Origin of the sequence: Pedobacter albus (assembly GCF_036324255.1) — a bacterium.
Classification (GTDB): domain Bacteria; phylum Bacteroidota; class Bacteroidia; order Sphingobacteriales; family Sphingobacteriaceae; genus Pedobacter; species Pedobacter albus.
Window position 1 is genome coordinate 678,884 of sequence record NZ_JAZDQT010000002.1, and the last position, 24,540, is coordinate 703,423.

Annotated in this window: 24 protein-coding genes; 4 read left to right on the top strand and 20 right to left on the bottom strand. The window is 42.2% G+C overall.

What is annotated here, in order from left to right:
- Window positions 1-2 precede the first annotated feature (2 nt).
- The gene (locus VRU48_RS12755) at window positions 3-1,145 is read right to left on the bottom strand and encodes a glycosyltransferase family 2 protein (protein WP_330108301.1); all 1,143 of its coding nucleotides are present in this window, start codon (window positions 1,143-1,145) and stop codon (window positions 3-5) included.
- Window positions 1,123-2,100 carry a hypothetical protein gene (locus VRU48_RS12760; RefSeq protein ID WP_330108302.1) on the bottom strand — a complete coding sequence of 326 codons (978 nt, stop codon included), beginning with the start codon at window positions 2,098-2,100 and terminating at the stop codon, window positions 1,123-1,125. The genes VRU48_RS12755 and VRU48_RS12760 overlap by 23 nt, the downstream gene beginning before the upstream one ends.
- A 42-nt stretch (window positions 2,101-2,142) precedes the next feature.
- On the opposite strand from VRU48_RS12760, the gene ruvC reads away from it, so the two are divergent.
- The gene (ruvC, locus tag VRU48_RS12765; RefSeq protein WP_330108303.1) at window positions 2,143-2,706 is read left to right on the top strand and encodes a crossover junction endodeoxyribonuclease RuvC; all 564 of its coding nucleotides are present in this window, start codon (window positions 2,143-2,145) and stop codon (window positions 2,704-2,706) included.
- Window positions 2,707-2,740: 34 nt separating this feature from the next.
- Here ruvC and VRU48_RS12770 read toward each other — a convergent pair whose 3' ends face one another.
- The 11 genes from VRU48_RS12770 to VRU48_RS12820 all read right to left on the bottom strand — a co-directional run bounded on the left by VRU48_RS12770 (window position 2,741) and on the right by VRU48_RS12820 (window position 11,275).
- Entirely contained in the window at window positions 2,741-3,586 is an 846-nt protein-coding gene (locus VRU48_RS12770; protein ID WP_330108304.1) for a DUF4349 domain-containing protein, read from the bottom strand.
- A 216-nt stretch (window positions 3,587-3,802) separates the two neighbouring features.
- On the bottom strand, window positions 3,803-4,024 hold the full coding sequence (locus tag VRU48_RS12775; RefSeq protein WP_330108305.1) for a hypothetical protein: 222 nt from the start codon (window positions 4,022-4,024) through the stop codon (window positions 3,803-3,805).
- 61 nt (window positions 4,025-4,085) lie between these two features.
- Window positions 4,086-4,850 carry a 5'-nucleotidase, lipoprotein e(P4) family gene (locus VRU48_RS12780; protein WP_330108306.1) on the bottom strand — a complete coding sequence of 255 codons (765 nt, stop codon included), beginning with the start codon at window positions 4,848-4,850 and terminating at the stop codon, window positions 4,086-4,088.
- Between the two features lie 178 nt (window positions 4,851-5,028).
- Window positions 5,029-5,922: an ATP synthase F1 subunit gamma gene (gene atpG / locus VRU48_RS12785; protein ID WP_330108307.1), complete on the bottom strand. Its 894-nt coding sequence runs from the start codon at window positions 5,920-5,922 to the stop codon at window positions 5,029-5,031.
- 78 nt (window positions 5,923-6,000) lie between these two features.
- Window positions 6,001-7,575: a F0F1 ATP synthase subunit alpha gene (gene atpA, locus VRU48_RS12790; RefSeq protein WP_330108308.1), complete on the bottom strand. Its 1,575-nt coding sequence runs from the start codon at window positions 7,573-7,575 to the stop codon at window positions 6,001-6,003.
- 95 nt (window positions 7,576-7,670) lie between these two features.
- A complete protein-coding gene (atpH, locus tag VRU48_RS12795; protein ID WP_330108309.1) occupies window positions 7,671-8,216 on the bottom strand; it encodes an ATP synthase F1 subunit delta in 546 nt (181 codons plus the stop codon).
- Window positions 8,217-8,290: 74 nt separating this feature from the next.
- Window positions 8,291-8,785, bottom strand: a complete 495-nt coding sequence (locus VRU48_RS12800) for a F0F1 ATP synthase subunit B (protein ID WP_330108310.1) — start codon at window positions 8,783-8,785, stop codon at window positions 8,291-8,293.
- A gap of 89 nt (window positions 8,786-8,874) precedes the next feature.
- Window positions 8,875-9,075, bottom strand: a complete 201-nt coding sequence (gene atpE / locus VRU48_RS12805; protein ID WP_136876209.1) for an ATP synthase F0 subunit C — start codon at window positions 9,073-9,075, stop codon at window positions 8,875-8,877.
- A 39-nt stretch (window positions 9,076-9,114) separates the two neighbouring features.
- Entirely contained in the window at window positions 9,115-10,248 is a 1,134-nt protein-coding gene (gene atpB, locus VRU48_RS12810) for a F0F1 ATP synthase subunit A (protein ID WP_330108311.1), read from the bottom strand.
- Window positions 10,249-10,265: 17 nt separating this feature from the next.
- Window positions 10,266-10,652, bottom strand: a complete 387-nt coding sequence (locus tag VRU48_RS12815; protein WP_330108312.1) for a hypothetical protein — start codon at window positions 10,650-10,652, stop codon at window positions 10,266-10,268.
- A gap of 395 nt (window positions 10,653-11,047) precedes the next feature.
- On the bottom strand, window positions 11,048-11,275 hold the full coding sequence (locus tag VRU48_RS12820; RefSeq protein ID WP_330108313.1) for an AtpZ/AtpI family protein: 228 nt from the start codon (window positions 11,273-11,275) through the stop codon (window positions 11,048-11,050).
- Window positions 11,276-11,382: 107 nt separating this feature from the next.
- Here VRU48_RS12820 and porW point away from each other — a divergent pair, with 107 nt between their 5' ends.
- Window positions 11,383-14,187 carry a type IX secretion system periplasmic lipoprotein PorW/SprE gene (gene porW / locus VRU48_RS12825; protein ID WP_330108314.1) on the top strand — a complete coding sequence of 935 codons (2,805 nt, stop codon included), beginning with the start codon at window positions 11,383-11,385 and terminating at the stop codon, window positions 14,185-14,187.
- Window positions 14,188-14,285: 98 nt separating this feature from the next.
- The gene (locus VRU48_RS12830) at window positions 14,286-16,511 is read left to right on the top strand and encodes a transglycosylase domain-containing protein (RefSeq protein WP_330108315.1); all 2,226 of its coding nucleotides are present in this window, start codon (window positions 14,286-14,288) and stop codon (window positions 16,509-16,511) included.
- Window positions 16,512-16,563: 52 nt separating this feature from the next.
- On the opposite strand, the gene VRU48_RS12835 is transcribed toward VRU48_RS12830, so the two are convergent.
- The 7 genes from VRU48_RS12835 to VRU48_RS12865 form a co-directional block, all read right to left on the bottom strand.
- Window positions 16,564-16,836 (bottom strand): hypothetical protein, encoded by a 273-nt coding sequence (locus VRU48_RS12835; protein ID WP_330108316.1) that lies wholly within the window; start codon window positions 16,834-16,836, stop codon window positions 16,564-16,566.
- Between the two features lie 317 nt (window positions 16,837-17,153).
- A complete protein-coding gene (locus tag VRU48_RS12840) occupies window positions 17,154-19,526 on the bottom strand; it encodes an outer membrane beta-barrel family protein (protein ID WP_330108317.1) in 2,373 nt (790 codons plus the stop codon).
- A 24-nt stretch (window positions 19,527-19,550) separates the two neighbouring features.
- Entirely contained in the window at window positions 19,551-20,114 is a 564-nt protein-coding gene (locus VRU48_RS12845) for a hypothetical protein (protein WP_330108318.1), read from the bottom strand.
- Between the two features lie 2 nt (window positions 20,115-20,116).
- The gene (locus VRU48_RS12850; protein WP_330108319.1) at window positions 20,117-21,163 is read right to left on the bottom strand and encodes a hypothetical protein; all 1,047 of its coding nucleotides are present in this window, start codon (window positions 21,161-21,163) and stop codon (window positions 20,117-20,119) included.
- Window positions 21,156-21,665 (bottom strand): hypothetical protein, encoded by a 510-nt coding sequence (locus VRU48_RS12855; protein ID WP_330108320.1) that lies wholly within the window; start codon window positions 21,663-21,665, stop codon window positions 21,156-21,158. The genes VRU48_RS12850 and VRU48_RS12855 overlap by 8 nt, the downstream gene beginning before the upstream one ends.
- A 51-nt stretch (window positions 21,666-21,716) precedes the next feature.
- Window positions 21,717-21,938: a hypothetical protein gene (locus tag VRU48_RS12860; protein ID WP_330108321.1), complete on the bottom strand. Its 222-nt coding sequence runs from the start codon at window positions 21,936-21,938 to the stop codon at window positions 21,717-21,719.
- A gap of 94 nt (window positions 21,939-22,032) precedes the next feature.
- Window positions 22,033-22,254 (bottom strand): hypothetical protein, encoded by a 222-nt coding sequence (locus VRU48_RS12865; RefSeq protein WP_330108322.1) that lies wholly within the window; start codon window positions 22,252-22,254, stop codon window positions 22,033-22,035.
- A 387-nt stretch (window positions 22,255-22,641) separates the two neighbouring features.
- Between VRU48_RS12865 and uvrC the strand changes: the two genes are divergently transcribed.
- Window positions 22,642-24,444 carry an excinuclease ABC subunit UvrC gene (gene uvrC, locus VRU48_RS12870; RefSeq protein WP_330108323.1) on the top strand — a complete coding sequence of 601 codons (1,803 nt, stop codon included), beginning with the start codon at window positions 22,642-22,644 and terminating at the stop codon, window positions 24,442-24,444.
- Window positions 24,445-24,540: the final 96 nt, after the last annotated feature.

Below are 24,540 nucleotides of genomic sequence, written 5' to 3' on the forward strand. Positions count from 1 at the left end.
CGCTATTTAACCATACGGCCTTTCCAATTGTATTTTCCGCTGTTTCCGGCAATGCCGATATAAATGAAATAGAGAATATGGAAAGGATTAAGTACAGGCAGTAAAACTAACAATTGTTTTCTTTTAAAGAAACTAGTTACACTGGCCAGGAACACAAATTCTATAAATAATTTGCTAAGCAACTGAACAATTAGAAACCAAAGGCTCTCGCTCTGCGGAAAAATGATGGCCAGCAACAAGTTGATGATGATACTGAAGTTGAACAACCAAATGCTCAAGCCTAAAATAATGACCGCCTTATCTTTATAACGCGTGCTTTTAGAAGCCCAGCGCTTGCGTTGCTGTATAAATTCGCGCAAAGTAGGCTTGGCATGTGTATACACTACAGCATCCCTGTTTTTGAGAAAACCGATCTTGCCTTCATAAATCGCAGCCATTTTATGCAGCAACAATTCGTCATCGCCTGAAGCCAAATCGTCGATACCGGTAAAACCGCCGACCTCAAAAAAGGCTTCTTTTTCGTAAGCCAGGTTGGCCCCATTGCAGGTACTCGGGTTATTGTTGCCAATGGTAGAAGCGCCCAAGCCAATCAGGTAGGAAAACTCGAGGGTCTGCAGCTTTTCGAACAGGCTCTTCTCCTCAAAATAAGCCACTGGCGACGATATCATCTTATAGCCCTTGGTTTCGTAATAATCAACCACGGTACTGAGCCACTGAGGCCCCATCCTGCAATCGGCGTCTGTGGTAATCATCAACTCACCCGTCGATTGGCCAATAGCCGTTTGGATGGCTTTTTTCTTATACGAATTGAGTGCATTCGATTCGTTGAGCTGGATCAGTTTAACGCCACGATCGGCATAGCTTCGGATAATCGATGCCGTTTGATCGGTCGAGTGGTCGTCGATAACAATAACCTCCACGAGGCTTTTATCATAATCCTGCGCCAAAATATCATCGAGCGTAAGCCCGATGTTGTCTTCTTCGTTACGGGCGGCAATCAATATCGAAACCCTGGTCTTACCCTGCATCGCATTGCGCTTAAAAGGCATAATCCGAGCCCAGCCACGGATAAAAATACCGACCACAGCCATGTAGATGAGCGCGAGAAAAATAGAGAAATAATTAATTGCGTTGAGTACTTCCAAAAAAATTGAGTTTAAAAACGAAATAAGATCCTAATATAGCAGGAATAATGATATTAATAAGCCAAATGCTGGCAATACAGGCTACCACGGCCGTATTCTGGTCGGTAACATACTTAAAGAAAAACAGGGCCGTCACGCTTCTGATGCCAATATCCAACAAATCGAGCGAGGGCAACGACGACTGCACAAAGAACAAAATACAGATCAGCATCAGGATGTCGACAAAATGAAGCCCCGGAATCAGCCATAAGAACATGATGAAATACTGTGTGCTGAACACCGCATAGCGCGCCAAACACAGCAACAGGATTTTAAGCAGTTCGGCCTTTCTATACCTGGCCAAAATGGTATAGAACTTCTTGTATTTGCGCGTAAAACGCATCGAAAGCAAAATACCGTTCAGCCATTTGATGTTGAAGTAAAATATGATAAAAAATAGGCAGAAAGCGATGCCGATGGCACACAAAGCCAGAAACAAACGGTAATCTATAGGTGTAAAACGATACACGAATAGGCAAACCGCAATTGCGCCAAATACATTGGTAAGCACCAGCTGACCAATATTGCCTACCGCCATGGCCACTACCCCTACAATGCGCCTCTTGGGCGAAAGAAAAAATACGCGCCCACCATATTCGCCAAGCCGGTTTGGGGTAAACACGGCCCAAGTTAGGCCACAAAAAACAGATTCGACAGCCTTCCAAAGACTGATTTCCTCTACCTGTTTAATCAGGCGCTTCCACTTCACGGCCTCCAAGCCCCAATTGAGCAACATCAACAAAACTACTATGGAAAGGATAATCCAGATTTGGTTTACTGGTACGGCCTTAAGGATAGCTACAAACTGCTTCAGGTCGTTATTGGCAATGAGTTTGTGATAGATGAACCAGAATGCAAAAACTACGATCGCAATTTTGAGGAGGATAGAAAATATTTTTTTGTAACGTGCCGTCAAGTTTTTCCCTTTTGTCTGTGCAAATATGCTTAATATTGTTGTATGTTGGTTGAAAAAAAGGAACGGATCATCATGGGCATCGACCCCGGAACGGCAATCATGGGCTATGGTGTAATCTTAGAAAAAGGAAACAAAATGGAGTTGCTGAGCATGGGCGTGGTGAAGATGGGCCATTTGGACGACCATTTCCTGAAACTACAACGCATTTTTGCCAAAACCATTGCCCTGATCGAAGAATTTAAACCAGATACTTTAGCCATCGAAGCTCCATTTTACGGCAAAAACGTACAAGTGATGCTCAAATTGGGCCGTGCGCAGGGCATTGCCATGGCGGCTGCCTTATCGAGGGATATTTCGGTAACCGAATATGCGCCACGAAAAATCAAACAATCGATAACCGGCAAGGGAACCGCCAGCAAAGAACAAGTGGCTTCGATGTTGCAACGGCTGTTGAACTTTAAGGAAACGCCCGAATTTTTAGATGCTACCGATGGCCTGGCTGTTGCCGTTTGCCATTCGTTTCAGCGGGTAGGCGCAGTGGCCGCAGGCAAATCGTATTCTGGTTGGGAGGCTTTTGTTAGCGACAATAAAAAACGGGTAAAATAAATCCCGAACAGCCTGGCCATCCGGGATCTATGAGCTATGCTTTTTTAGTTCTTCGCAGGTAAGCCCTGATGCCGAAGAAAATCAATAATCCGAAAACGATTAATGCCCATAACTTAGAAAGTCCCAACAAAAATTCCTTAAAGAAAGTCCATCCATCGGCTATGTTTAGGCCTAAACGCTGAAAGAAACCCGGACGATAGCTGTATAAATTGTCGTTGCCCACAATCCAGGTGCTTACCGTATTATCCTGATAAAAACTGAGGGTAATGGTACTGAATTTCACCCGATTATCGATGTCCATGTTTTCTATCCGTTTGTCGATATAATCATCGCTGATGTAAAACGAGGTTTCGGCATCGCGGCTTTTCTTGCTTTTGTCTAGCTGCTTGATTACTTTTTGCCTGTTCTGGGCTTTCAGTCTATTGGCCAGATAAGCAATGCTTTGATCGTCCATTTTCATCGATTGTTGGTCTACAAACACCGCCATTTTAGCTACCGTATTGGTAAAATCGTCGAGTTTTTCTGAAGGCACTTTGGCTACCAGCAATCCTTCTTTTCGATAGGAGGTAATTTCTTTGAGCGAATCGCTGCTGTATTTTACTTTATCGCTTTCCTGGATCTGGCTTTGGATAGAGAACTCGGCAATTGTACCGCCCTCTGCTTTAATCGCTGCGCCCAACTGTTCTTTGGTTTGCTGCACGTCTTTTACTCGAAAGCGCATATCGGCCGTTTTGATGATTTTGGCCGTTGCGGTAGTATCGGAAGCGACAGCCGCCGAATCGAGGGTAGCTACGCTTTCGGTTGATAAGCTGTTTTTTCTCTCCGAATTACAGCCAAACATCAATCCGATGATGGCTATAAAAACTAAATATTTTTTCATAGAACCTATGGTTTTAAATGGTTATGTTCAGGCACAAGCCTTGCGCGCTATTGGCCCTGCCATTTTGTTTACCTTGGTTCAGCTGATTAGGTATCCATTAATGCCCGAATATGCAAAAGGTAACCCCACCCCTTTGGCGGGCAACAGAAATGCTACAAAACAAAAAAGTCTACACCAGTAAAACCGATGTAGACTTTTCGATAAAATTATGTTGACTTATTTTGCGTCTAAGATCTTGAAAACCGCTTTGCAGCAGATAAAAGCACCTACAAACAGGATTACCCAAGATAAAATAGAAAGCCAGGTAGCATCGAAGGCAAAACGTAGGTAAACACCTAAAATGCTTACTAAAACGCCAACTAGAATAGTTTTATAAATACCCGGTTGGTTAGCGGTTTCCATGCTTTGTTCTCTTTCTTGCGCTTGTTTTTGATCCATGATTTTTTGGGTTAAAAAATGATACGACAAAAATAATATTTATTGCTTACAAAACAACCAATTAATAACTTTTTAGCTTGTCGAATCTTTGTTTGGCGCGTTCTTCTTCGTTGAGCTTGTCGCCTTTGTACAACAATTTTTCCCAATCGCCGTACATAGGGTTAGGCAATACGATAAAACGAGTGCCAAACTCTTGCTGCATGGCGTTTACCTGCTCTTTGGTGTCTTTGCCTTCGCGGTAGAAAATATTCGAAAAATCGCTCAAATTATCGCCACAGAGCAACAAAATATTGTATTTCTCCGCAATTTTTTGTCGGCGCGGTTCTTTATCCGAGGTGGTGGTCTTTAAAATCAGGTGTGCTTCATCGGCATAAGGAAATCCGAATTTCTGCAGGTTTTTTAAGGTACCCGCACGATCGGCTTCATCGCGGTTGGTTACGTAAAAGGTTTCTACTTTTTTACTGGCCGCGAACTTTAAAAAAGCCAAGGCTCCAGGTACGGTATCGGCAGCAGCCAAGCTGGTCCATTTGGTCCAATCGGCCTGCACATAACTTACCCCGTTTTTGACTTCGTGGCCCTGAAAAGCCGAGTTGTCTAAAATCGTTTCGTCGGCATCAACAATTACACAGTTGGGCTTGCCATTGGCTTGGCTCCATAGGGCCTCCTTTAAAGACAGTCGGGCGAAATTATAGGCCTGAAAAGACAGCGCCTTGTACTCGCCGCTGTATTGCTGCCATAAAATGGCATTGGTATAATCTCTTGCCGGGGTTTGGGCCAAGGCTAAAAAAGGCATGAGGCTCAGTAGCCAAAATATAGATTTTTTCATGTTATTTTTATTTACAATCCAGCGAAAACATAATCATGCTGGATTACAATCAAACAAACTTAGGATAATTTTGGGTTTTCGTTAGCGATATCAACAAAAAAACCCTCGCCAAATTGGAGAGGGTTTTTATATTTTAAGCATCGGCACGGCTAACTGCGTACCGCGAACTATAAATTGATTATCCGTTCAATGCCGCTGCACCACTTACAATCTCGGTCAACTCGGTTGTAATGGCTGCCTGACGGGCCTGGTTGTAAGCCAATTTCAGGCTTTTCAGCAAATCGCCGGCATTTTCGGTAGCCTTGTCCATTGAGGTCATACGCGCACCGTGCTCTGAAGCATGCGAATCAAGCACTGCTTTGTACAACTGGATCTTGATTGATTTAGGAATCAACTGCGATACAATTTCGTCTTGGCTAGGTTCCAAGATATAATCTACATTGGTGGTAACACCTTTTGTAGTTTGTGGCGTTGCTTCTTCCGTTTTGGTTAATGGCAACAATTGCTCGGTAGTTAAAATCTGTACCGCTGCATTTCTGAAACGGTTGTAAACCACTTCTACCCTGTCAAACTCGCCTTTTTCGAAACCGGCCATAATAGCTTCGGTAATTTTGGTTACATTTTCGAAAGTCAGGTCCGAATACACGTCATTGTTGTTGCCAATTACGTTGTAGTTACGTTTTTCGTAGAAATCTTGTGTTTTTTTACCGATGGCAACAATGCTTACATTACCTTTTTTCAATTGCTCGCTGTATTTTTCGGCAATTAAATTATTGGTCGTTTTAATCACGTTCATGTTAAAAGCACCCGCCAAACCACGGTTTGATGATACGGCTACAATCAGCACTTTGTTAGGCTCGCGCTCTTGGATAAAAGGTGAGGAAGTCCCTTCTAAACTAGCCGAAAGATTTCCTAAAATCTCTTTCAACTTGGTGGCATACGGACGTAATTGTATAATGGCATTGGTAGCACGTTTCAACTTTGCCGCAGATACCATTTTCATAGCTTTGGTAATCTGTTGGGTTGACTGTACCGACGATATACGATTTCTTACTTCTTTTAAATTGGCCATCTCTTAGTATCGCGTAGTGAGTATGGCGTATCGCGACTGATCAGCTCAATTCGCTATACGCTGTACTCCATACTATAATTAATATTTACTTGAAATCTCTTTTGCAACTGTATCTAACACCCCAGTAATCTCGTCATCAAATTTACCGGCTTTCAAAGCTTTCAAAGTTTCAGGATGACGCAATTCTAATGATTGCAAGAACTCAGTTTCAAATTCTTTTACTTTAGCTACTGGTACGCTACGCATTAGGTTTTTAGTACCTGCATAGATGATGGCAACTTGTTTCTCAACGGTTAGTGGCGAGAACTGTGCTTGTTTCAACATCTCTACGTTACGTGCACCTTTATCTAGTACCGATTTGGTAGCTGCATCCAAGTCTGAACCGAATTTAGAGAAAGCCTCTAGTTCGCGGTATTGAGCCTGGTCTAACTTCAAGGTACCAGCCACTTTTTTCATCGACTTGATTTGTGCGTTACCACCCACACGTGATACCGAGATACCTACGTTGATAGCCGGACGGATACCCGAGTTGAACAAGTTCGACTCCAAGAAGATCTGACCATCGGTAATCGAAATTACGTTGGTTGGGATATAGGCTGAAACGTCGCCAGCTTGGGTTTCGATAATTGGCAAAGCGGTTAATGAACCACCACCCTTAACGATACCTTTCAACGAATCTGGCAAATCGTTCATGTTTTTAGCGATTTCGTCGTTGGCGTTGATCTTTGCAGCTCTTTCCAACAAACGGCTGTGTAGGTAGAACACGTCGCCTGGATAAGCCTCACGGCCCGGTGGACGACGCAACAACAACGATACCTCACGGTAAGCCACCGCTTGTTTAGACAAATCGTCATAAACAATCAAAGCTGGGCGACCTGTATCGCGGAAGAACTCACCGATGGCTGCACCAGCAAATGGAGAGTAGAACTGCAATGGAGCAGGCTCTGCTGCAGAAGCTGAAACCACTACGGTATATGGCATTGCACCGTTTTCTTCTAAAGTACGAACAATGTTGGCTACGGTACTTGCTTTTTGACCGCAAGCTACGTAGATACAGAATACAGGGTTACCTGCTTCGTAAAATTCTTTTTGGTTGATGATGGTATCGATACAAACAGCAGTTTTACCAATCTGACGGTCGCCGATAACCAACTCACGCTGGCCACGACCGATTGGAATCATACCGTCGATAGCTTTGATACCTGTTTGCAAAGGCTCATTTACCGGCTGACGGTAGATTACACCTGGTGCTTTACGCTCTAAAGGCATTTCGTAGGTTTCGCCCAAGATCGGTCCTTTACCGTCGATAGGCTCGCCAAGCGTGTTAACTACACGGCCCAACATACCTTCACCAACTTTGATAGAGGCAATTTTTTTGGTACGTTTAATGGTATCGCCTTCTTTGATCTCGTCTGATGGGCCTAACAATACCACACCCACGTTATCTTCTTCAAGGTTCAATACAATACCTTGCAAACCGTTGGCAAACTCAACTAACTCGCCACTTTGAACTTTGGTTAGTCCGTAAACACGGGCAATACCATCACCCACTTGCAATACGGTACCCACTTCTTCAAGCTCAGCTTCTGATTTGAAGCCTGACAATTGTTGTCTGATAATTGCCGAAACTTCGTCTGGTCTTACCTCTACCATAATTTTATTTTTGATTTCTTTTTCTAATGTAAATCTTGTACTGTGTTTATTTTGTTTTCCGATCTCTCATCGGATATATTATTTTCAAGGTTCGCTTAGGCGATGCCTTGTGCAAATTCTTTTTTCAGTTTTTTCAAACCGCTGGCAATACTGGCATCAAACTGCTTATCGCCAACTTTTAAGATAAAGCCACCGATCAAATTCTCGTCTACTTTTTCTTTGATTACCACTTCGTTGGCACCCAGCTCTTTTTTCACCAGGCTCACGATCTCGGCTTTATTGGCATCGGTTAGGGCTGTAGCAGTAGTTACCTCTGCCGTTACAATTCCCTTCAATGCCTGATATTGGCTAACGAACTGTTTGGCGGCATCGAACAGGATTGCAGAACGGCCCTTATTAACCGCCAACTTGAAAAAGTGCTCGGTAATCGGGTTTACTTTGCCTGCAAAAAGCTCCTTCAAAATGCCCGCTTTTTTATCCAAAGGGATAATCGGGTTTTTCAGGATGGCTTCTAGTTCGCTGTGCTTATCTACAACTTCCTCAAATAGCACCATGTCATTCTTCAACGCTTCTAGGGCATTTTGCTCGATAGAAAGGTCGATTAACGATTTGGCGTATCTGGCTGCTGCTTTACTTGACATATATTTTTAATTTGGCGTAGGGCGTAATGCGTAGGGCGTTCTAAATGCTCAACGCAGTGCGCTTAACGCAAGACTTAATTTAATTCAACATCTTTTAACAGGCTGTTTACCAAGTCCTGTTGTTTAGCTTTATCATCCAGCTGGCTGCGCAATACGCGCTCGGCAATATCCAACGACAAAGTTGACACTTGGCCTTTCAATTCTGCCAAGGCTGCTTTTTTCTGATTTTCGATCTCAATGCGAGCTTTTTCAATCAGTTTGGCACCTTCGTTTTGGGCTTGGGTTTTGGCTTCGTTAACGATACTGTCTTTCAAGGTTTTGGCCTCTTTCAAGATCTGGTCGCGCTCTGCACGTGCCTGTTTCATCAACTCTTCGTTTTGAGAAGTTAAACGGGCCATTTCTTGTTTAGCCAATTCGGCTTTATTCAAGGCATCGTCAATTGACTGCTCGCGCTCTTTAATAGCGCCCAATACTGGTTTCCAGGCAAACTTGGCCAAGATAAGAAGCAAAAGCAAAAATGCGATTGTCTGAAAAACAACTAAACCAACTTCAGGTATTAATAAATCCATTTCGGTATATATTTTATTCTATCTTTCTTATTTCGTTTTCATAAATAAATGTTTTGCAGAACAATCTTCTGCAAAACATTTAAGGTAAGTTACACTAATGCAACTACTACCGCGAACAAAGCAACCGCCTCAACGAAGGCAGCAGCGATCAACATCGCAGTTTGAATTTTTGAGGCAGCTTCTGGTTGACGAGCAATACCGTCCATAGCAGAACCACCAATACGACCGATACCTAGACCAGCGCCAATCGCAGCTAATCCTGCACCTACTGCAGCAATACTTCCTGTAATCATGATTTTATATATTAATTGTTTTTAAAATTATGCTAATTAATGGTGTTCTTCTACCGCCATACCAATAAACAGGGCCGATAGAATGGTAAATATAAAGGCCTGGATAAAGGCTACCATCAGCTCGATCGCACCGATAAACATGGCGAAAGGAATTGAGGCCGCAGAAACAAACAGGCTGTTGAATACGAAAATCAAACAGATCAGCGACAATACCAAGATGTGACCTGCGGTAATGTTCGCAAACAAACGGATCATCAAAGCGATAGGCTTGGTTAACACGCCGATCAACTCTAACGGAATTAAAAAGATCTTGATTGGAACCGGTACATTAGGCATCCAGAAAATATGTTGCCAGTAGTGCTTGTTACCATTAAATACGGTAAGCAACAAAGTAAAGATAGCCAATACCATGGTTACCGCAATATTACCGGTTAAGTTGGCACCACCCGGCAAGAAAGGCACCAAGCCCAACATGTTGTTGAACCAGATAAAGAAAAACACGGTTAACAGGTACGGCATAAAACGCTCGTATTTATGACCCAAGTTTGGCTTGGCAATATCGTCCCTTACAAAAAGGATAACCGGCTCTAACCACGAAGCCAAACCTTTAGGCGATTTGCCTTGACGTTTTTTATAGTTTCTGGCTACACTCAAGAACACCAACAGCATGATGATGATCGAAAGAAACAAAGTGCAGGTATTTTTTGTGATCGAGAAATCCAAAGGACGTTTGTTTTCGGCATGATGCTCGGCATTCAGCTCCACATATTGGCCATGCTCATTGGCTACTTCAGAAGCGAAATAGATTTTGTCGTGCATTTTCACAAAACGCTGCCCGTCTTTTTCAACTACTACCTTGGCATCATCGTCGTGGCCAAACTCGCTGTTGTTAAAAGTAACCACTTTGCCATTGGCATACAAAATTACCGGAAGACCGATATAAGTATCGCCGATCACGTGCCAGCTATGCGAGTCGGCTACGTGGTGCAAAGCAAATTTGCCTATATTAAATTTTTCTTTTTCGGCTGGGGCTTCATGTGATTTTTCTGCTGCATGCGTGGTATCGGCCTGAGCTTTTACCCCAACAGACGACAACAAAAACGCCGAAAAAAGCGCAAAAACAACAATTAACCTCTTAAACTTGAATTCAAAAACGTGGCTACAATCCATTTACTCGCAGATTTTTACTATTTATTTTGGTGGCGCAAGTTACGCAACAAACAGTATATTTCAAAGAAGGTAAACAATAAATATAAAGAAAAAAAATTGAGGGCAAATACAATGCTTTTTTCCTTGTTGTTTAGGCTGTAAATCAGCACGAAAGCCATAGAAAAGAGCATCTTCAGCGCAATAGAACCCATAATGGCCATAATGCCACTTTCGGGGTTGCGTTTAATGCCCAAAAAAGCAACGATATAAGCGATGAAAGTAAGCCCCGCCAAAAAGCCAAATACGAGCCAAAACTTATGGATCAAAACCTGAACACCCGGAAAAGCATGGGGCAAGGCGATGGCAATGCCGGCCAGTACCGCCGTATAGATAATATAATATAAAGTAAAACGTTGTATGCCCAAACCTGTAATTTTTTCACAAAGGTATAAAAGAAAGTGTTAAGTAGATAGACAATAGTCGATAGTCCATGGTCAGTGGTCCATAGTCCATGGCTTATAGATTAGCGGGAAGCGTTTGGCGATAAGCGAATTTTAAATTAACAATTCCTCTCCTGTGAAGGGGTGCCCTTAGGGCGGGGTGGTTTTCTAGTTTGTAGTTCTCGATTTGCAGTTTTCAGTTAGCCAATCAACAGTTCTCAGTTTTCAATTAACAATTTAACAATGAACCGATTTGCAGTTTTCAGTTAACAATTCAGCAATAAAACAATTTACGGTTCTCAGTTAACAATAAGCCAATCCTCTAATCAGCCAATTTACAGTTTACCCCCAATGAACCAGTGAACGAATGAACCAATGAACTATTTATCCTTAGTAACCGAATTTACCACTTGATAAAGCGAAAAGATAACCCCCATAAGTCCCAGCAACGCCATAAAGATGGGCTTTTTACCATTTCGATGTTGATCTATCTGGTAGCCAATAAATGCAAACACGCCAATAGTGGCCAACATCTGAAAGGCAATACCGGTATATTTGGCAAAATTGCGGGCCTTTTTCCCCCTGGTGCTGTTTTCTGGTTCTTCCATATTTCGACACAATAAATTTATACTAAATATGAAGAATATATTGCCGAATAAAATATTTTTGCATAACATATTATTATATTGCCATTAACACTCACAACCCTACATCCTTGAACAACTACGCAAAACTGAGTATAAAGACCATCCTGCTTGGCTTGAGCCTAGTTTTTCTTTATGCCTGCTCAACGCAAAAGGACAATGCCGCCAATAGAAGCCTGCAAAATCTCTCGGCCCGCTACAATTACATCTACAATTCTAATGTATTGCTTGGCACTTATCAGGAAGAACTAGCACAAACCTATAAAGACAACTACGACGATTTTTTGAGCGTTTACATTGCTCCCGAACCGATAGACTACCTCAGCGGTGCATCGAGCGCCACCGGCGACACCAAGGCCTTGGATGAAATTATCAAAAAAGCACAGACCATCATCAGCGAAAAAGGCCTCAGCAACTATATAGATGAAGCCTACATGCTGCTGGGCAAAGCCAATTTCTATAAAGGCAACTTCTTTATCGCTAAAGAATACTTTGATTATACGGCCAAAACCTACAAAAAAGACAAAAACACCCATCTTGCCGCCCTCAACTGGAAAGCCCGAAGCCTCATGCAGCTGCACAGCAACATTCAGGCACGCGAAACCCTCGATACGGTTTTGCTCGACCTCGATTCGGTAAAGCACAACAAAGCCGAACCTTTGGCTACGTTGGCCCAAATGAGCATCAATCAGCACGACTATAAAAAAGCAATTACCTATTTAAGCCAAGCCATTAAAGAAAGCGGCCAAATGCAGTCGCGAACCCGCTGGCCATACATTTTGGCGCAACTGTACGAACACGACAAACAGTACGAGCTGAGCTTGCGCAACTACACCAAGGTAGAGAACAGCAATTCGCCATTCGAGATGTACTTCAATGCCAAGCTGAGCAAAATCCGTATTAACGATATTTTGAACGACCAAACGGCCGATCGTAAAATGGCTTTGCTGAAGTTGCTGAAAGACGACAAAAACCTCGACTATACCGATCAGATCTATTACGAAGTGGCCGAAGATTACTTGGGCGACAAAAACTACAACAAGGCCGCCGAGTACTACAAACTATCGGCCCAAAAAAGCATCCGAAACAATTACCAAAAGGGCTTGGCTTATTTAAAGCTGGCCGATCTCAACTTTAAAAACCTGGGCAACTACGTCAATGCCAAACTTTATTACGACAGTGCCCTGAGCGTTTTGCCTAAAAACTACCCTAATTACGAATCGATCCTTAAAAAAGGACAAAACCTTGAATACCTAACCGAACGCTACCAGCTTATTTCGGAGCAGGATACCCTGCAGGCCTTGGCGCGCATGCCTCAAGAAGCCCGAGAAAAAAAGCTCAACGAAATGTTTGAAGCCAAAAAAGAAACCGCAAATGCTGTTGCCCAAACCGACAACATGGGCTCTTTCCAGCCTGGCCTGCCTACACGCCAGCAAAGCGGAGGTACTTTTTATTTCAACAACGCCAATACCATCAGCAAGGGTTTTAGCGATTTTAGACGACGTTGGGGCAACCGTATTTTAGAAGACAACTGGCGCCAAAGCGTTAAATCATCGCAACAGGTAACGCAACAGAACCAGCTTGCTGCCATAGGTAACAACACAGCACCTACAGACAGTACACAAAAAACACAGGCACAGGATAAAACAGCCCGCATTAAAGAATATACGGCTTTGTTGCCGCTTACGCCAGAACAGCTGCGCAAGTCCGACCAGCAGATTATCGATGCCTATTTTGAGATCGCCGGTTTTTACCAGCAGGTAATCGAAGACCAAGCCGAAGCGATTAAGGTTTACGAACAACTGTTGGCCCGCTACCCGCAAAACAACCATCGTGATGCCATTTACTACAGTTTGTACCTCGCCTACGCCAATACGGATAAGGCCAAGTCGGAAAACTACAGGAACAAGGTCTTAAGCGAATTCCCTAATTCTGTTTATGCCAAAACCATCTTAGACCCTAATTTCTCGGCCAAGCAAAATGCGCTGGATGCCGAAGTAAACAAATCGTACAACCTTGTTTTTGCCAGCTATGAGCAAAAGGATTTTCCGAAGGTTATTACTGGGGTAGACGAAACAAGCCAGCATTTTCCGGGCAACAGCCTGCAATCGCAGTACGATTACCTGAAGTCCATCGCCATTGGCCGTACCCAAAACGTAGATAGCCTGCTCAACGCCTTTAACGGTATTATTGCCAAATATCCTAACGATTTGTTGATTACCCCATTGGTGAAAGATCATATTGCCTACATCAATGCGCATTTGGCTGCATTTAAGGCCAGGAAAATTGCCCTCATCGATTTCGATCCGACCGAGCCGCGTTTTATTGCTCAGCAAGAAACCGTTGTCGCGCCTCAGCAGGCGGTAAACGAACCGGCAAAAAACAACCCAGTAACGCCACCTGCAGAGAAACCTGCCGTTGCGCCACCGGTGGTACAGCCTAAATCGGCCGATTTGCCACCAGTTAAGGCCGAGCCGGAAAACAAGCCTGCAGTAACACCGCCAGTAGTAGACAACCTGTTTAGCAAAGCCGAATCGAAAATCTATTATTATGTAATCGATGTGGCCGATATGACGGTAAGCGTAAGTTCGTCGCGCTTTGGCGTGGGCCAATTTAACAGGGCCAATTATGTAGGCGATGGCCTCAAGCATCAATTGTTGGAGCTGGAAGAAGACCAACTGATTTACGTAGGCAACTTCGAAAGCCTTGAAGATGTGCAGGATTATGCAAAAGGCATTACCCCATTGTTGCCAAGAATCATGAAGGTTCCGACCAGCACTTACAAAGGTTTTTACATCAGCAAGGAGAACTTTGATAAGATAAAGAACAGAGATACGCTAAACAGATACCTCGAATTTTTTAAGAATAACTATTAATAAAGGCGAAAGGCTAAAAGGTTGAAGGAAGAAGATTAATCCCAATACTCCCCAAACCCTTTACCTCAAACCTGACAAGAACAACACAACATAAACGAATGAATAAGCCCCTTACCCAAGAAGATATCAGGAAATACAACAGAAGGATTTGGAAAGTGCTGATTGGCGGACTGGTGCTCTTTGCGCTCTTCATCGTGGCCATCAGCTTTGGCATTTTTGGCGATATCCCTTCTTTTAGGGCCATAGAGCACCCCAAAAGCAACGAAGCCACCGAAATCTTATCTGAAGATGGCAAGGTTTTGGGCACCTATTTTGTAAAAAATCGATCCAACGTTAACTACAATCAGATTTCGCCCAATGTCATCAATGCATTGATTGCAACCGAAGACGTGCGTTTCCGTTCGCACTCTGGTATCGATTTTAAAAGAACATTTACCATCTTTTTATATGCCATGATTGGCAAAAAACAAGGTGGAAGTACCATTACGCAACAATTGGCCCTCAACCTCTTTTCGGAAGAAGGCCGACAAAAAAACTACCTGAAAAGGATTATCCAGAAATTTCAGGAATGGGTAATTGCCGTTAAGCTCGAGCGCAACTATACCAAGGAAGAAATTATCACCATGTACCTGAATACAGTCGATTTTGGTAACCAGGCCTACGGCATCAAATCGGCCGCACGCGTGTACTTCAACACCACGCCCGATAAACTTACCGTACCGCAGGCGGCTGTGCTGGTGGGCATACAAAGGGGCATTACCCGCTACTCGCCTACCAAAAACCCCGAAAGAGCGCTGGCCAGGAGAAACACCGTAATGGCTTTGATGGTAAAGTCTGATTTCCTGACCCAGGAGCAGTTTGACCAAGAAAAAGACAAAGCCCTTAACCTGCAGTTTACGGCGGCTACCACCAACGACGGCGTGGCTCCCTATTTCAGGGCTGTGCTTAAAGCCGAGGTTAAGAAGATACTGGACGAACGTTCGATTACCAAAAACGGTGTGCCTTACGATTTGGATAGGGATGGCTTAAAGATTACCACTACCATTAACTACGATATGCAGGTATACGCCGAGCAGGCGCAAAGGGAGTACATGAAACAGTTGCAGGCACAGTTTATTGCCAGCTGGAAAGGCCGTAATCCTTTTAAAGGGATGGAATTGCAGATAGACCAAGGGGTAAAACGCTCCGATCGTTACAAGGCCTTAAAGCTGGAGGGCAAATCGGACGAAGAGATTACGCAGGATTTCAATACGCCGAGCAAGCTCACCATTTTTACCTGGAAAGGCAACCTCGATACCTTGATGAAACCTATCGATTCGGTAAAATACTACAAGCTGCTGTTGCGCAATGCCATGATGTCGATGGACCCGAAAACAGGCTATATCAAAGCTTGGGTAGGCGGCATCAATTTCGAGCACTTCAAATACGACCAGGTCAAAATGGGTACCCGACAAGTTGGTTCTACGGCCAAGCCCTTTACCTATGCCGTAGCTATCGAAAATGGCTATTCGCCTTGCCTTACCGTACCTAACGAACCAGTTACGATTTCTACGCCAGGCAGTCCCGATTGGACTCCGCGTTCGTCAGGAACCTTGCCGGGCTCCATAACCCTGCAAAAGGCATTGGCTTATTCGCAAAACTATGTAACCGCCTATTTAATGAAACAGGTGGGTCCAACGGCGGTGGCTACCGAAATCAAGAAAATGGGCATCACATCTGATGTGCCTGTGGTACCATCCATCTGCCTAGGTTCATTCGATGCCTCTATTTACGATATGGTAGGCGCCTATGGCGTTTTTGCCAATAAGGGCGTGTGGACACAGCCTACTTATATTTTAAAGATAGAAGACAAAAACGGCGTGGTGCTTTATGACAGCAAGCCAATTATTAAAGTAGCCATGAACGAAGAGGTGGCCTATGTGATGACACGGATGCTGAGAGGCGTGGTTACCGGAGGAACGGGATACAGGTTGATCGGCCGTTATGGCGTAAACGTGCCAACTGGTGGCAAAACAGGAACTACGCAAAACAACTCCGATGGCTGGTTCATGTCGATTACACCTGACTTGGTTACCGGCGTATGGACAGGTTGCGAAGACCGCGCCTTCCATTTTACCAGCACCAGAGATGGAGAAGGAGCCAATTCGGCCTTGCCGATTTATGCCGGCTTTATCAAAAAGGTATATGCCAACTCGAGCATCAAAATAAGCAAAGCCGATTTCGAAGCACCTAAAAACGGGGTGTCTATCGTGTTCGACTGCAACCAATACCAGCAGCAGCAAGAACAGGGCACTACGGAACTCGACAAAAAACTGGGCTTCTAATTAAGCACTATAAAAAAGCTCTTCTTAATTGGTTTAAGAAGAGCTTTTTAGGTTAACCTAAACATTCCTGAAAAGGCACGCTTTCGGTTGCGGCTCCGCCCTTATCGCGCACCACGCAACGGCATTGCCCGCTGGACATTTCCTCGCACTTTCCTACTACGCTATCGCCACTTGCCCCGTCAAACCAGCATACCGCACCTGTATTTGCACATCTTGTGGTTACCGGGGCATCAGCACTTTCGCCTCCCCTAATCGCACTCATTTGGACCCTGTTTAGCACTGCAGCACCTGCAAATACCCTCTTTTTTGAAATTTCCTTCTTCATTGTTAGACTGTTTTATCCTTTCAGTTCTTCGTATTATGGGTCCCTTATCTATCTGCCTCAACAGGCTAATAAAGTTAAAATATAAATTGGCATTCTTACAGCAGCCGAATTTAAATTAATAGCTTTTGGCAGGGTGTGCAATTTTCGTTCCAATAGCAAAACAGTCGCAAGAGGATTACGCAACAAGAGTGTTTCTGGCCATGAAGGGCTTTGGCCGATATTCTGTTATAGACCCAGCATTTATCGGCATTTGATGTAAAAGGAAATTTATTAGCATGGAAAGCATTGTTGTGAAAGACCTTTGTCCTAATAGAACCCTATTGCTCTCCTTTTAAGTCGTTATTGTTTATTTGGATATCGCTTTTTTTAATCTGCTCTTTTAGCTTGCCAAAACGATAAGAAACAGTAAAGCAAAACTGTCTATTTAATTGTGTGCTGTAATCTTTCTGAACAAAGCCATTGCCCGTAATATTCGTATTAAAATACCGGTTCTTAGGGTAAAGATTGGCAATGCTGAACGATGCATTAATCTTTCTTTGTAAAAAGCTCTTACTAATGCCTATAGAGTTCTCATAGAACCATTTTGCCTGCTCACGCTGCAAGAATTTTCTCGGACTATTAAATTGAAGGTATAAATTCAATCTCCAGGTTTTTAGCTTATAGCTCCCATCTAAGAAACTTGCGAATTGAAATCCTTCGTTTTTTAAGGGAGTTCCATCAACAACACCGCTCACAGTAACATAGTGCAATCTGGAATTTAAAGAAAGATCCAGGTTTTTAAAGAAGGAATAACCCATACTCAGATTAGCTCCTTGTTCAACTGTACGGCCAATATTCTCATAACTTGACTCAACAATGCCTTGGCTTGTTTGCGATATGGTATTTTGAATGGTATTATTTGCAAAGGAAACGTTGTATCCAATTCGGGCGCTCAAATCTTTAAACGAACTAAAACTGAGCTCAAAATTATGATAGGCTGTCGGCAAAAGATTGGCATTTCCTACCCATACATACTGTGGATTAGTCTGATCAATAAAGGGATTAAGCTGATAAATGGACGGCCGTTCTATTCTTGTACTATAGCCCAAATTTATACTATTAGTCTTATTGGTTTTGAGTTGCAACAAAACACTTGGAACAAAATTATGATAGTTTCTGTTAAAACCTGAAGACAATCCACTTATGGCATTGGTTTTAGAATTGATATAAGTATTTTCGAATCTAATGCCCGCTTTTACGCCAATATTTTTATGGGAATACGTTGAAGACAAGTATGCAGCCGATACATTTTGCACATTTTTAAAACTGTTTCCAGAAAGCTCGGGCTCATTGGTGTTTTGGTTGTTCCAAACGCCATAGGTAGCATTGCTGTTATTATCTCTCAATACAATTTTAGAGCCCGCCTCAACCAAAAATGCCTTATTCAATTGAAAGTTGTAATCTAGTTGAAAAGAGTGTTCAATTACTTTTGTACTATTATCTTGAACCAAATTACTTATGCTTATATTGTTTTGACGACTGGCTATTAATTCATTATACTGATTTGCAGGGGAAACATTAAACTGATAAGAGCCAACCAGCAGGTTTTTCTTGTTTCTTTTGCCCTCGTTCTGATAGGTAATCGAGGCATTGGTGCCCTGTCTCTTGTAATTTCCATCGTCCATCAGGTCATAGCCTTGGATAAGTCCCGAATCATTGATTGCTGAACTTTGAAAATTGTTGCTGCTCCTCCTATAATTATTATAGGAAATGGAGAAATTCAACAGATTAATCGAATCCAGTTCATAGCTCAATTCGGCACCTGTGTAAAAACTATTCGATTTTCTACGGTCAACGCCCGATTGATAAACCTGATCTGAATTGACCAGAGATGAACGAAGCGTAGTGTTTGCTAAGCGGGGGGACTTTTGATAAGTGTCGCTTAAAAACACCGTAATCCCCAGTTTGCCTGTTTTAATATTGACATTGGTATTGGTTCCGGCAACTAAAGGCAAAAAAAATCTCGAATTAACCGTTCCTTTATAGCCCGTTTGTGTCATCTTGTTGATAACAATGTTTAACACACCTCCAACGCCTTCGGCGTCATATTTTGCTCCAGGACTTGTAATCACTTCGACCTCTTTGATATCTGAGGCATTTAACGCCCTCAAAAAGGCAGCAGGATCGCTATTTGCCAAAATGTTCTCTCTGCCATTAACCAGTAGCTTTATGCCTGACTTCCCATTGATTTCAACACGTGTGCCTCCTGCCGTATTTATTAAAGGAACCCTGTTCATCATTTCAAGCGCATTAAGCCCTTCGTTTTTCGGGTCTGATTTGGCATCATAAACCAGCTTGTCTATTTCCTGCCTAACCAATGATTTTCTGCCCCTGATATTTACGGTATTAAGTTCCTTTATTTCTGGAACCAACAACACATCCAGATTACTGTTGCTAATTACATTGGATATGGTTTTGGGCTTATATCCCAAGAAATTAAACCTGATTTCATTGCCTTTGGCGATTCTCAACTTAAAAAAACCCATTTTGTCGCAGAAAAAAGTTCTTGAATTTCCAAGGCCATTAACTGTTAGCTTAACATAGGGGATTTTTTCTTTCGAAATCGAATCTATTACAAATCCAGATAAGGCTATAGAATCAGCCTGTTGTGTCAGCGCAGTGCTGTGAAAAAGAAAAACACCAAAAACCAACGCAACCAATATCTTCATCGCTAATTAATTAAGTGCTTTGAGATAGGCTTCACAAAGATCCATAAATTGCCAATTGGGGAAGAAAACACTTTTCACTTCCTTATTTTTTGAATATAGAAAAAAATAAGGCTTTGTAATGTCTTTTTGATCAATCTTAATATGATTTTGCAACATAACCGGGAAGTTTATTTTTCCAAAATCTTTGGATAAAGCCATTTCACTAGGATAGTCGGCTAGAACAACAATGTGATAAGCTTCTTTTATTTTAAGCTCTTCTAAAAGCTTCAGGCTATAGGTTACGCAGTCATTACAATCATTATGATGAATTCTGAGAAACAAAGTTCCAGGTTTTACTTCCATATTCTCAAAACTCATCTCCTTTAATAAGGTATCTGAACTAAATGCCAATTTACAATGCTCCATCAGTGTTTTATACTTGACTTCGTTTTCGGCATTCTTTTTTAAAATGATTTCGCTAGAGACCTTATTTGTTTTTAATTTATTGTTCAAATAAAAAGTAAAGCCGATAAGGTAAATACAGCAAAGCGTCAGCACCAAGTAAATCAGTAAATTTGCGTTAATTTTCATGGCTATTTGAGGTTGTTTGGAAGACTATAAACTATAAATGGGGCTTGATCATCTTTAACAAAAGACTGGGCAATAAGCTTATTTGTGCTTTCATCAACAATGAAATTGCCGAGATACATCCTATCCAGCTTTATTATCTTTTTAAGGTCCCCTTCCCAATCAAAAACATAGAGTTTCATATTGCCTTTGTTTTTCACATAATTTGATTGTTCGCTATCGATACAGAGGCCATAAAAATATTTTGCTCCGGCAAAAGACGAATTAAAATAAACGCTCGAATTGGGATGGTCAAGAAAACCCGAACCGTAATTCAATTTTTCATTGTTAAATGAAATTTCCTTTAAAAGCCCGCCCTCCTTACTATAAAATTCAACTCTTTTAAAATATTTCATCGCAGAAGCAAAAACGGATCGATTGCGATTATAACTTGAAAAAGAATAGTAGATATATTTGAGATCATCCCTCGCTATAGGGTCTGCTATATGGGGCCCAAAAGGAACCCATTTTGTTTTTTTATCTTCGAAAATAAAGAACTTGCCCTTTTTGAGATCCCTGCCTCCATAACTTCCCAATAGTGCCGAAGAATCCAAGGTAAGGAGCTGATAATATTTTTTTATAAAATCAAAGGGAATGTCTTTGTTCTCTATCTTCAGGGTATCGTTACCCAATACATTTGACAAGGAGAAAGTCTTAATCTGGTTGGTGCCAAAATCTATTACTTCAAAAGAAATATCACTTTTAGGGTTGCTCCAAAAATTATTAAAGTAAAACGGATTCTTTAACTGTTGTTTATCAAAGCCAAAAGACTTTACAACGGTCTGTTTATTGATATCGACCAACTGAAATTGCGGGTTAATGGTATCTCTTGCGATGAGCATATAATCGCCAAGCTTACCAAACGATTTAATAGAACTGACATTGTCAATCTTAAAAGGAGCCCCACTTAAGATGGGCTCTAATAAGTAATTTTTTTCATTCTTAATTTCTGTCTTATTCCCTCCACATGATGCCAATATCAAAATTGCAATTAGGTATATGTATCTATTCATTAACCAATTCCATTAAATCTGTTTCTACTAGACCTTTATCAAGCGGGTTGCCAACATATATTACTTTTCGGTTCGAATCGAGTAATAAAGTCTTTTGGTAGTAGCTAGCCAACTTATTTTTCACTAAAAAAGATTGCGCGGTATCTAAATATATTTCAGTGTCGTTGGATTTAAGTTCGCTTAAAAACCGCCTAAAAATGTCGGTCAATTGGCCTTGTACAATAAATTGTTTCCTTACCTTTTTGAGCTCCCGAGGAAACTCAAATTTCTCCCAGTCATTCATGATCTGAAAACAAGTATTGCAGTCGGCATCCAATGTGGTCAGAAAGGTATATTTTGCATTGCTGCTGTTTTTGGCTGTGAGCAACACCAAATCACTCGTACCTCCTATTTCTTTGTTGATTATATCCGCATAGATTTTTCTATTAACCTCAATGCTTTCATTCTTCCCCCGGCACGAGATGAGGCATAAGGCCAGTAACAATAAATAAATATTTTTCATCAACCGATTTTGTTATAAGAGTTTGACGTTATATACCAAGTCATTTAACCGCTATGGCGTACAATTAGATTTATCAGTTAGATTTGAACCCGTCGTCTCAGCACAGCCACTACATTTGGTAAAGTTGGTGGTTCCACTATCATACGCCTTATAACATATCGTTTTATCAAACTCGGCCTCCTCTTTCTCTGTTTGACCATAGGCTGTACTTATAGCAGTGCCTACACATGCAACAACCAAGACAGCTGAAATTATTCCAAATAATTTTTTCATGTTAATTTTAGTTTTGTTGATGTTACCCGAAAAGTATATTTTATTAGCTAATGGTTTGGCAACATCAACTAATGCTGCCAAACCATACTTGTACTTATGGCGTACAAGAAAGCTTATCGGTTAAATTTGAGCCGGTAGTCTCGGTGCAATCTCTACATTTTGTGAAGGTTGTAGTTCCGCTATCATACGTAGAATAGCACTTCGTTTTATCAAACTCGGCTTCCTCTTTTTCTGTTTGACCATAAGCTGCGCTTACAGTTACACACACGCAGGCCACAACAAGAGCACCTGCAATTGTTCCAAATAGTTTTTTCATTTTGATTTTGGTTTTGGTTAACGCCTACTCTAACAGGTTTTCGGCTTCTCCTTTTCTGATATGCTAAAATAGAAGGGTATCTGTGTTTCGAAAGAAGTTTATACGAATAGGCATGTATTTGGGATAGAAAGGCTTATTCTCTATATGAATGTAACTTTTCTATTGCAAAAAAGAGCTAGCCAACTCATAATCTGCCGCTTAAACAAAAGTCACTGATTGTTATATCTTATTTTACCGCCTATGGATCAACCCTAGCAGCTATAATACTTATCACTAATCAGGAAATAGCTCTCGGATTAATCCTAAGTCAAATAGGGCCAAAGAATAAAATAAATCCTTATACCAAGCACTATCTTTATATCGCTGTTTAGCTACCTTTGTACTTAGATGAACTCCTTCGATCATAAAAAGGCATTGGCCGATATTCCGCATAAACCCGGCGTTTATCAGTATTTTGACGCTGAGGGAACGCTGATTTACATCGGCAAGGCTAAGGACCTGCGCAACCGGGTGGGCTCTTATTTTAACCTCGACAAAAGCCAGATCAACGGCAAGACCAGGGTACTGGTTTCTAAAATCAGGAAGATTACCTTCACCATTGTAGATACCGAAATCGATGCCTGGCTATTGGAAAACAGCCTGATCAAAAAGCATCAGCCTCGCTACAACATCATGCTCAAAGACGATAAGACCTATCCATGGATCATTATCAAAAAAGAGGCATTTCCGCGTATTTACTGGACCCGAAAATACATCAAAGACGGTTCTACCTATTTTGGCCCCTATGCTTCGGTAGGCATGATGCATACCATTTTAGACCTCATCAAGGAAACCTATACCCTGCGCACCTGCAACCTGCCACTTACACCCCAAAACATTAACGAGGGCAAGTTTAAGGTATGCCTCGAATACCAGATCGGCAACTGCAAGGGACCTTGCCAGAACTATCAAACCGAAGCCGACTACGACCATAACATTGAAGAGATCAAAGACATTTTGAACGGCAAAATCGGCAATGTGATCCGTGAAGTGAAACAGGTGATCAAAACCGCATCAGAAGAATTGAATTTTGAACTTGCACATGCCTATCAGAAAAAACTCGGGGTACTGGAAAAATACCAGAGCAAATCTACCGTAGTCAACAGCGCCATTACCAATATCGATGTGGTAAGCATTGCCTCTGACGAGCGCTACGCTTTTGTAAACTACCTGAAGGTCATGAACGGCAGCATTATCCAAACCCAAACCATCGAAATCAAAAAGCGCCTGGACGAAACCGACGAAGAACTGCTGACCATAGCCATTACCGAATTCCGCACCAAGTTTAAGAGCACGTCCAAAGAAATTATTGTTCCGTTTGCCATTCAGCTGATCGATCAGAACCTGAAGTTTACCGTACCCAAATTGGGCGAAAAGAAAAAGCTGCTCGAGCTTTCGGAAAAGAACGTGCTTTTCTTTAAGCGGGAAAAACTGAACCAATACGAGAAGCTGAACCCCGACCTGCGTACCGATCGGATTTTGAGCCAAATGCAACACGATTTGAGGCTGACCCAATTGCCCCAACATATCGAATGTTTTGACAACTCCAATTTTCAGGGCAAATATCCGGTTTCGGCAATCGTGGTTTTTAAGGATGCCAAACCCAGCAAAAAAGACTATCGCCATTTTAACGTTAAAACGGTAGAAGGTCCCAATGATTTTGCCACCATGGAAGAGGCTGTTTACAGGCGATATAAGCGCATGTTGGAAGAAGAACAGCCATTGCCTCAACTCATCATCATTGACGGTGGCAAAGGGCAGTTATCGGCTGCCTTAACCAGTTTAAAAAAGCTGGGTATTGAAAAGAAAGTTACCGTAATCGGCATTGCCAAACGTTTGGAAGAATTGTACTATCCTGGCGACAGCCTGCCGCTGTATCTCGACAAAAAATCGGAAACGCTGAAAATCATTCAGCAACTGCGCGACGAAGCCCACCGCTTCGGCATTACCTTTCACCGCAAAAAACGCGACCAAGGTACGCTCAAAACCGAACTGGAACTTATTCCGGGCATCGGCAAAACCACGGCCGATAAACTACTGGTTAAGTTTAAATCGGTAAAAAAAATCAAGGAAGCTACGCCAAAAGAACTGGAAGAAGTGCTTAACTTGAAACAAGTGGCCGCACTGAAAGCCTATTTTTCTGGTCAATAGTTAATAGTCAATGGCTGATGGTCAATAGCCTCATTTCGACAACACTTGCGAAGTTTTACGAGCTTCGCCAATGTGATGCAAAAAACAAAAGCCCCG

What these genes read in the sequence shown, in the direction of transcription:
- VRU48_RS12865 (WP_330108322.1), bottom strand. Translation starts at nt 22,254, where the DNA reads ATGAAAAAACTATTTGGAACAATTGCAGGTGCTCTTGTTGTGGCCTGC.
- atpH (WP_330108309.1), bottom strand. Translation starts at nt 8,216, where the DNA reads ATGTCAAGTAAAGCAGCAGCCAGATACGCCAAATCGTTAATCGACCTT.
- VRU48_RS12835 (WP_330108316.1), bottom strand. Translation starts at nt 16,836, where the DNA reads ATGAAGAAGGAAATTTCAAAAAAGAGGGTATTTGCAGGTGCTGCAGTG.
- uvrC (WP_330108323.1), top strand. Translation starts at nt 22,642, where the DNA reads ATGAACTCCTTCGATCATAAAAAGGCATTGGCCGATATTCCGCATAAA.
- atpB (WP_330108311.1), bottom strand. Translation starts at nt 10,248, where the DNA reads ATGGATTGTAGCCACGTTTTTGAATTCAAGTTTAAGAGGTTAATTGTT.
- atpG (WP_330108307.1), bottom strand. Translation starts at nt 5,922, where the DNA reads ATGGCCAATTTAAAAGAAGTAAGAAATCGTATATCGTCGGTACAGTCA.
- VRU48_RS12780 (WP_330108306.1), bottom strand. Translation starts at nt 4,850, where the DNA reads ATGAAAAAATCTATATTTTGGCTACTGAGCCTCATGCCTTTTTTAGCC.
- VRU48_RS12860 (WP_330108321.1), bottom strand. Translation starts at nt 21,938, where the DNA reads ATGAAAAAATTATTTGGAATAATTTCAGCTGTCTTGGTTGTTGCATGT.
- ruvC (WP_330108303.1), top strand. Translation starts at nt 2,143, where the DNA reads ATGTTGGTTGAAAAAAAGGAACGGATCATCATGGGCATCGACCCCGGA.
- VRU48_RS12820 (WP_330108313.1), bottom strand. Translation starts at nt 11,275, where the DNA reads ATGGAAGAACCAGAAAACAGCACCAGGGGGAAAAAGGCCCGCAATTTT.
- VRU48_RS12800 (WP_330108310.1), bottom strand. Translation starts at nt 8,785, where the DNA reads ATGGATTTATTAATACCTGAAGTTGGTTTAGTTGTTTTTCAGACAATC.
- VRU48_RS12850 (WP_330108319.1), bottom strand. Translation starts at nt 21,163, where the DNA reads ATGAATAGATACATATACCTAATTGCAATTTTGATATTGGCATCATGT.
- VRU48_RS12770 (WP_330108304.1), bottom strand. Translation starts at nt 3,586, where the DNA reads ATGAAAAAATATTTAGTTTTTATAGCCATCATCGGATTGATGTTTGGC.
- atpA (WP_330108308.1), bottom strand. Translation starts at nt 7,575, where the DNA reads ATGGTAGAGGTAAGACCAGACGAAGTTTCGGCAATTATCAGACAACAA.
- VRU48_RS12845 (WP_330108318.1), bottom strand. Translation starts at nt 20,114, where the DNA reads ATGAAAATTAACGCAAATTTACTGATTTACTTGGTGCTGACGCTTTGC.
- VRU48_RS12855 (WP_330108320.1), bottom strand. Translation starts at nt 21,665, where the DNA reads ATGAAAAATATTTATTTATTGTTACTGGCCTTATGCCTCATCTCGTGC.
- VRU48_RS12775 (WP_330108305.1), bottom strand. Translation starts at nt 4,024, where the DNA reads ATGGATCAAAAACAAGCGCAAGAAAGAGAACAAAGCATGGAAACCGCT.
- VRU48_RS12830 (WP_330108315.1), top strand. Translation starts at nt 14,286, where the DNA reads ATGAATAAGCCCCTTACCCAAGAAGATATCAGGAAATACAACAGAAGG.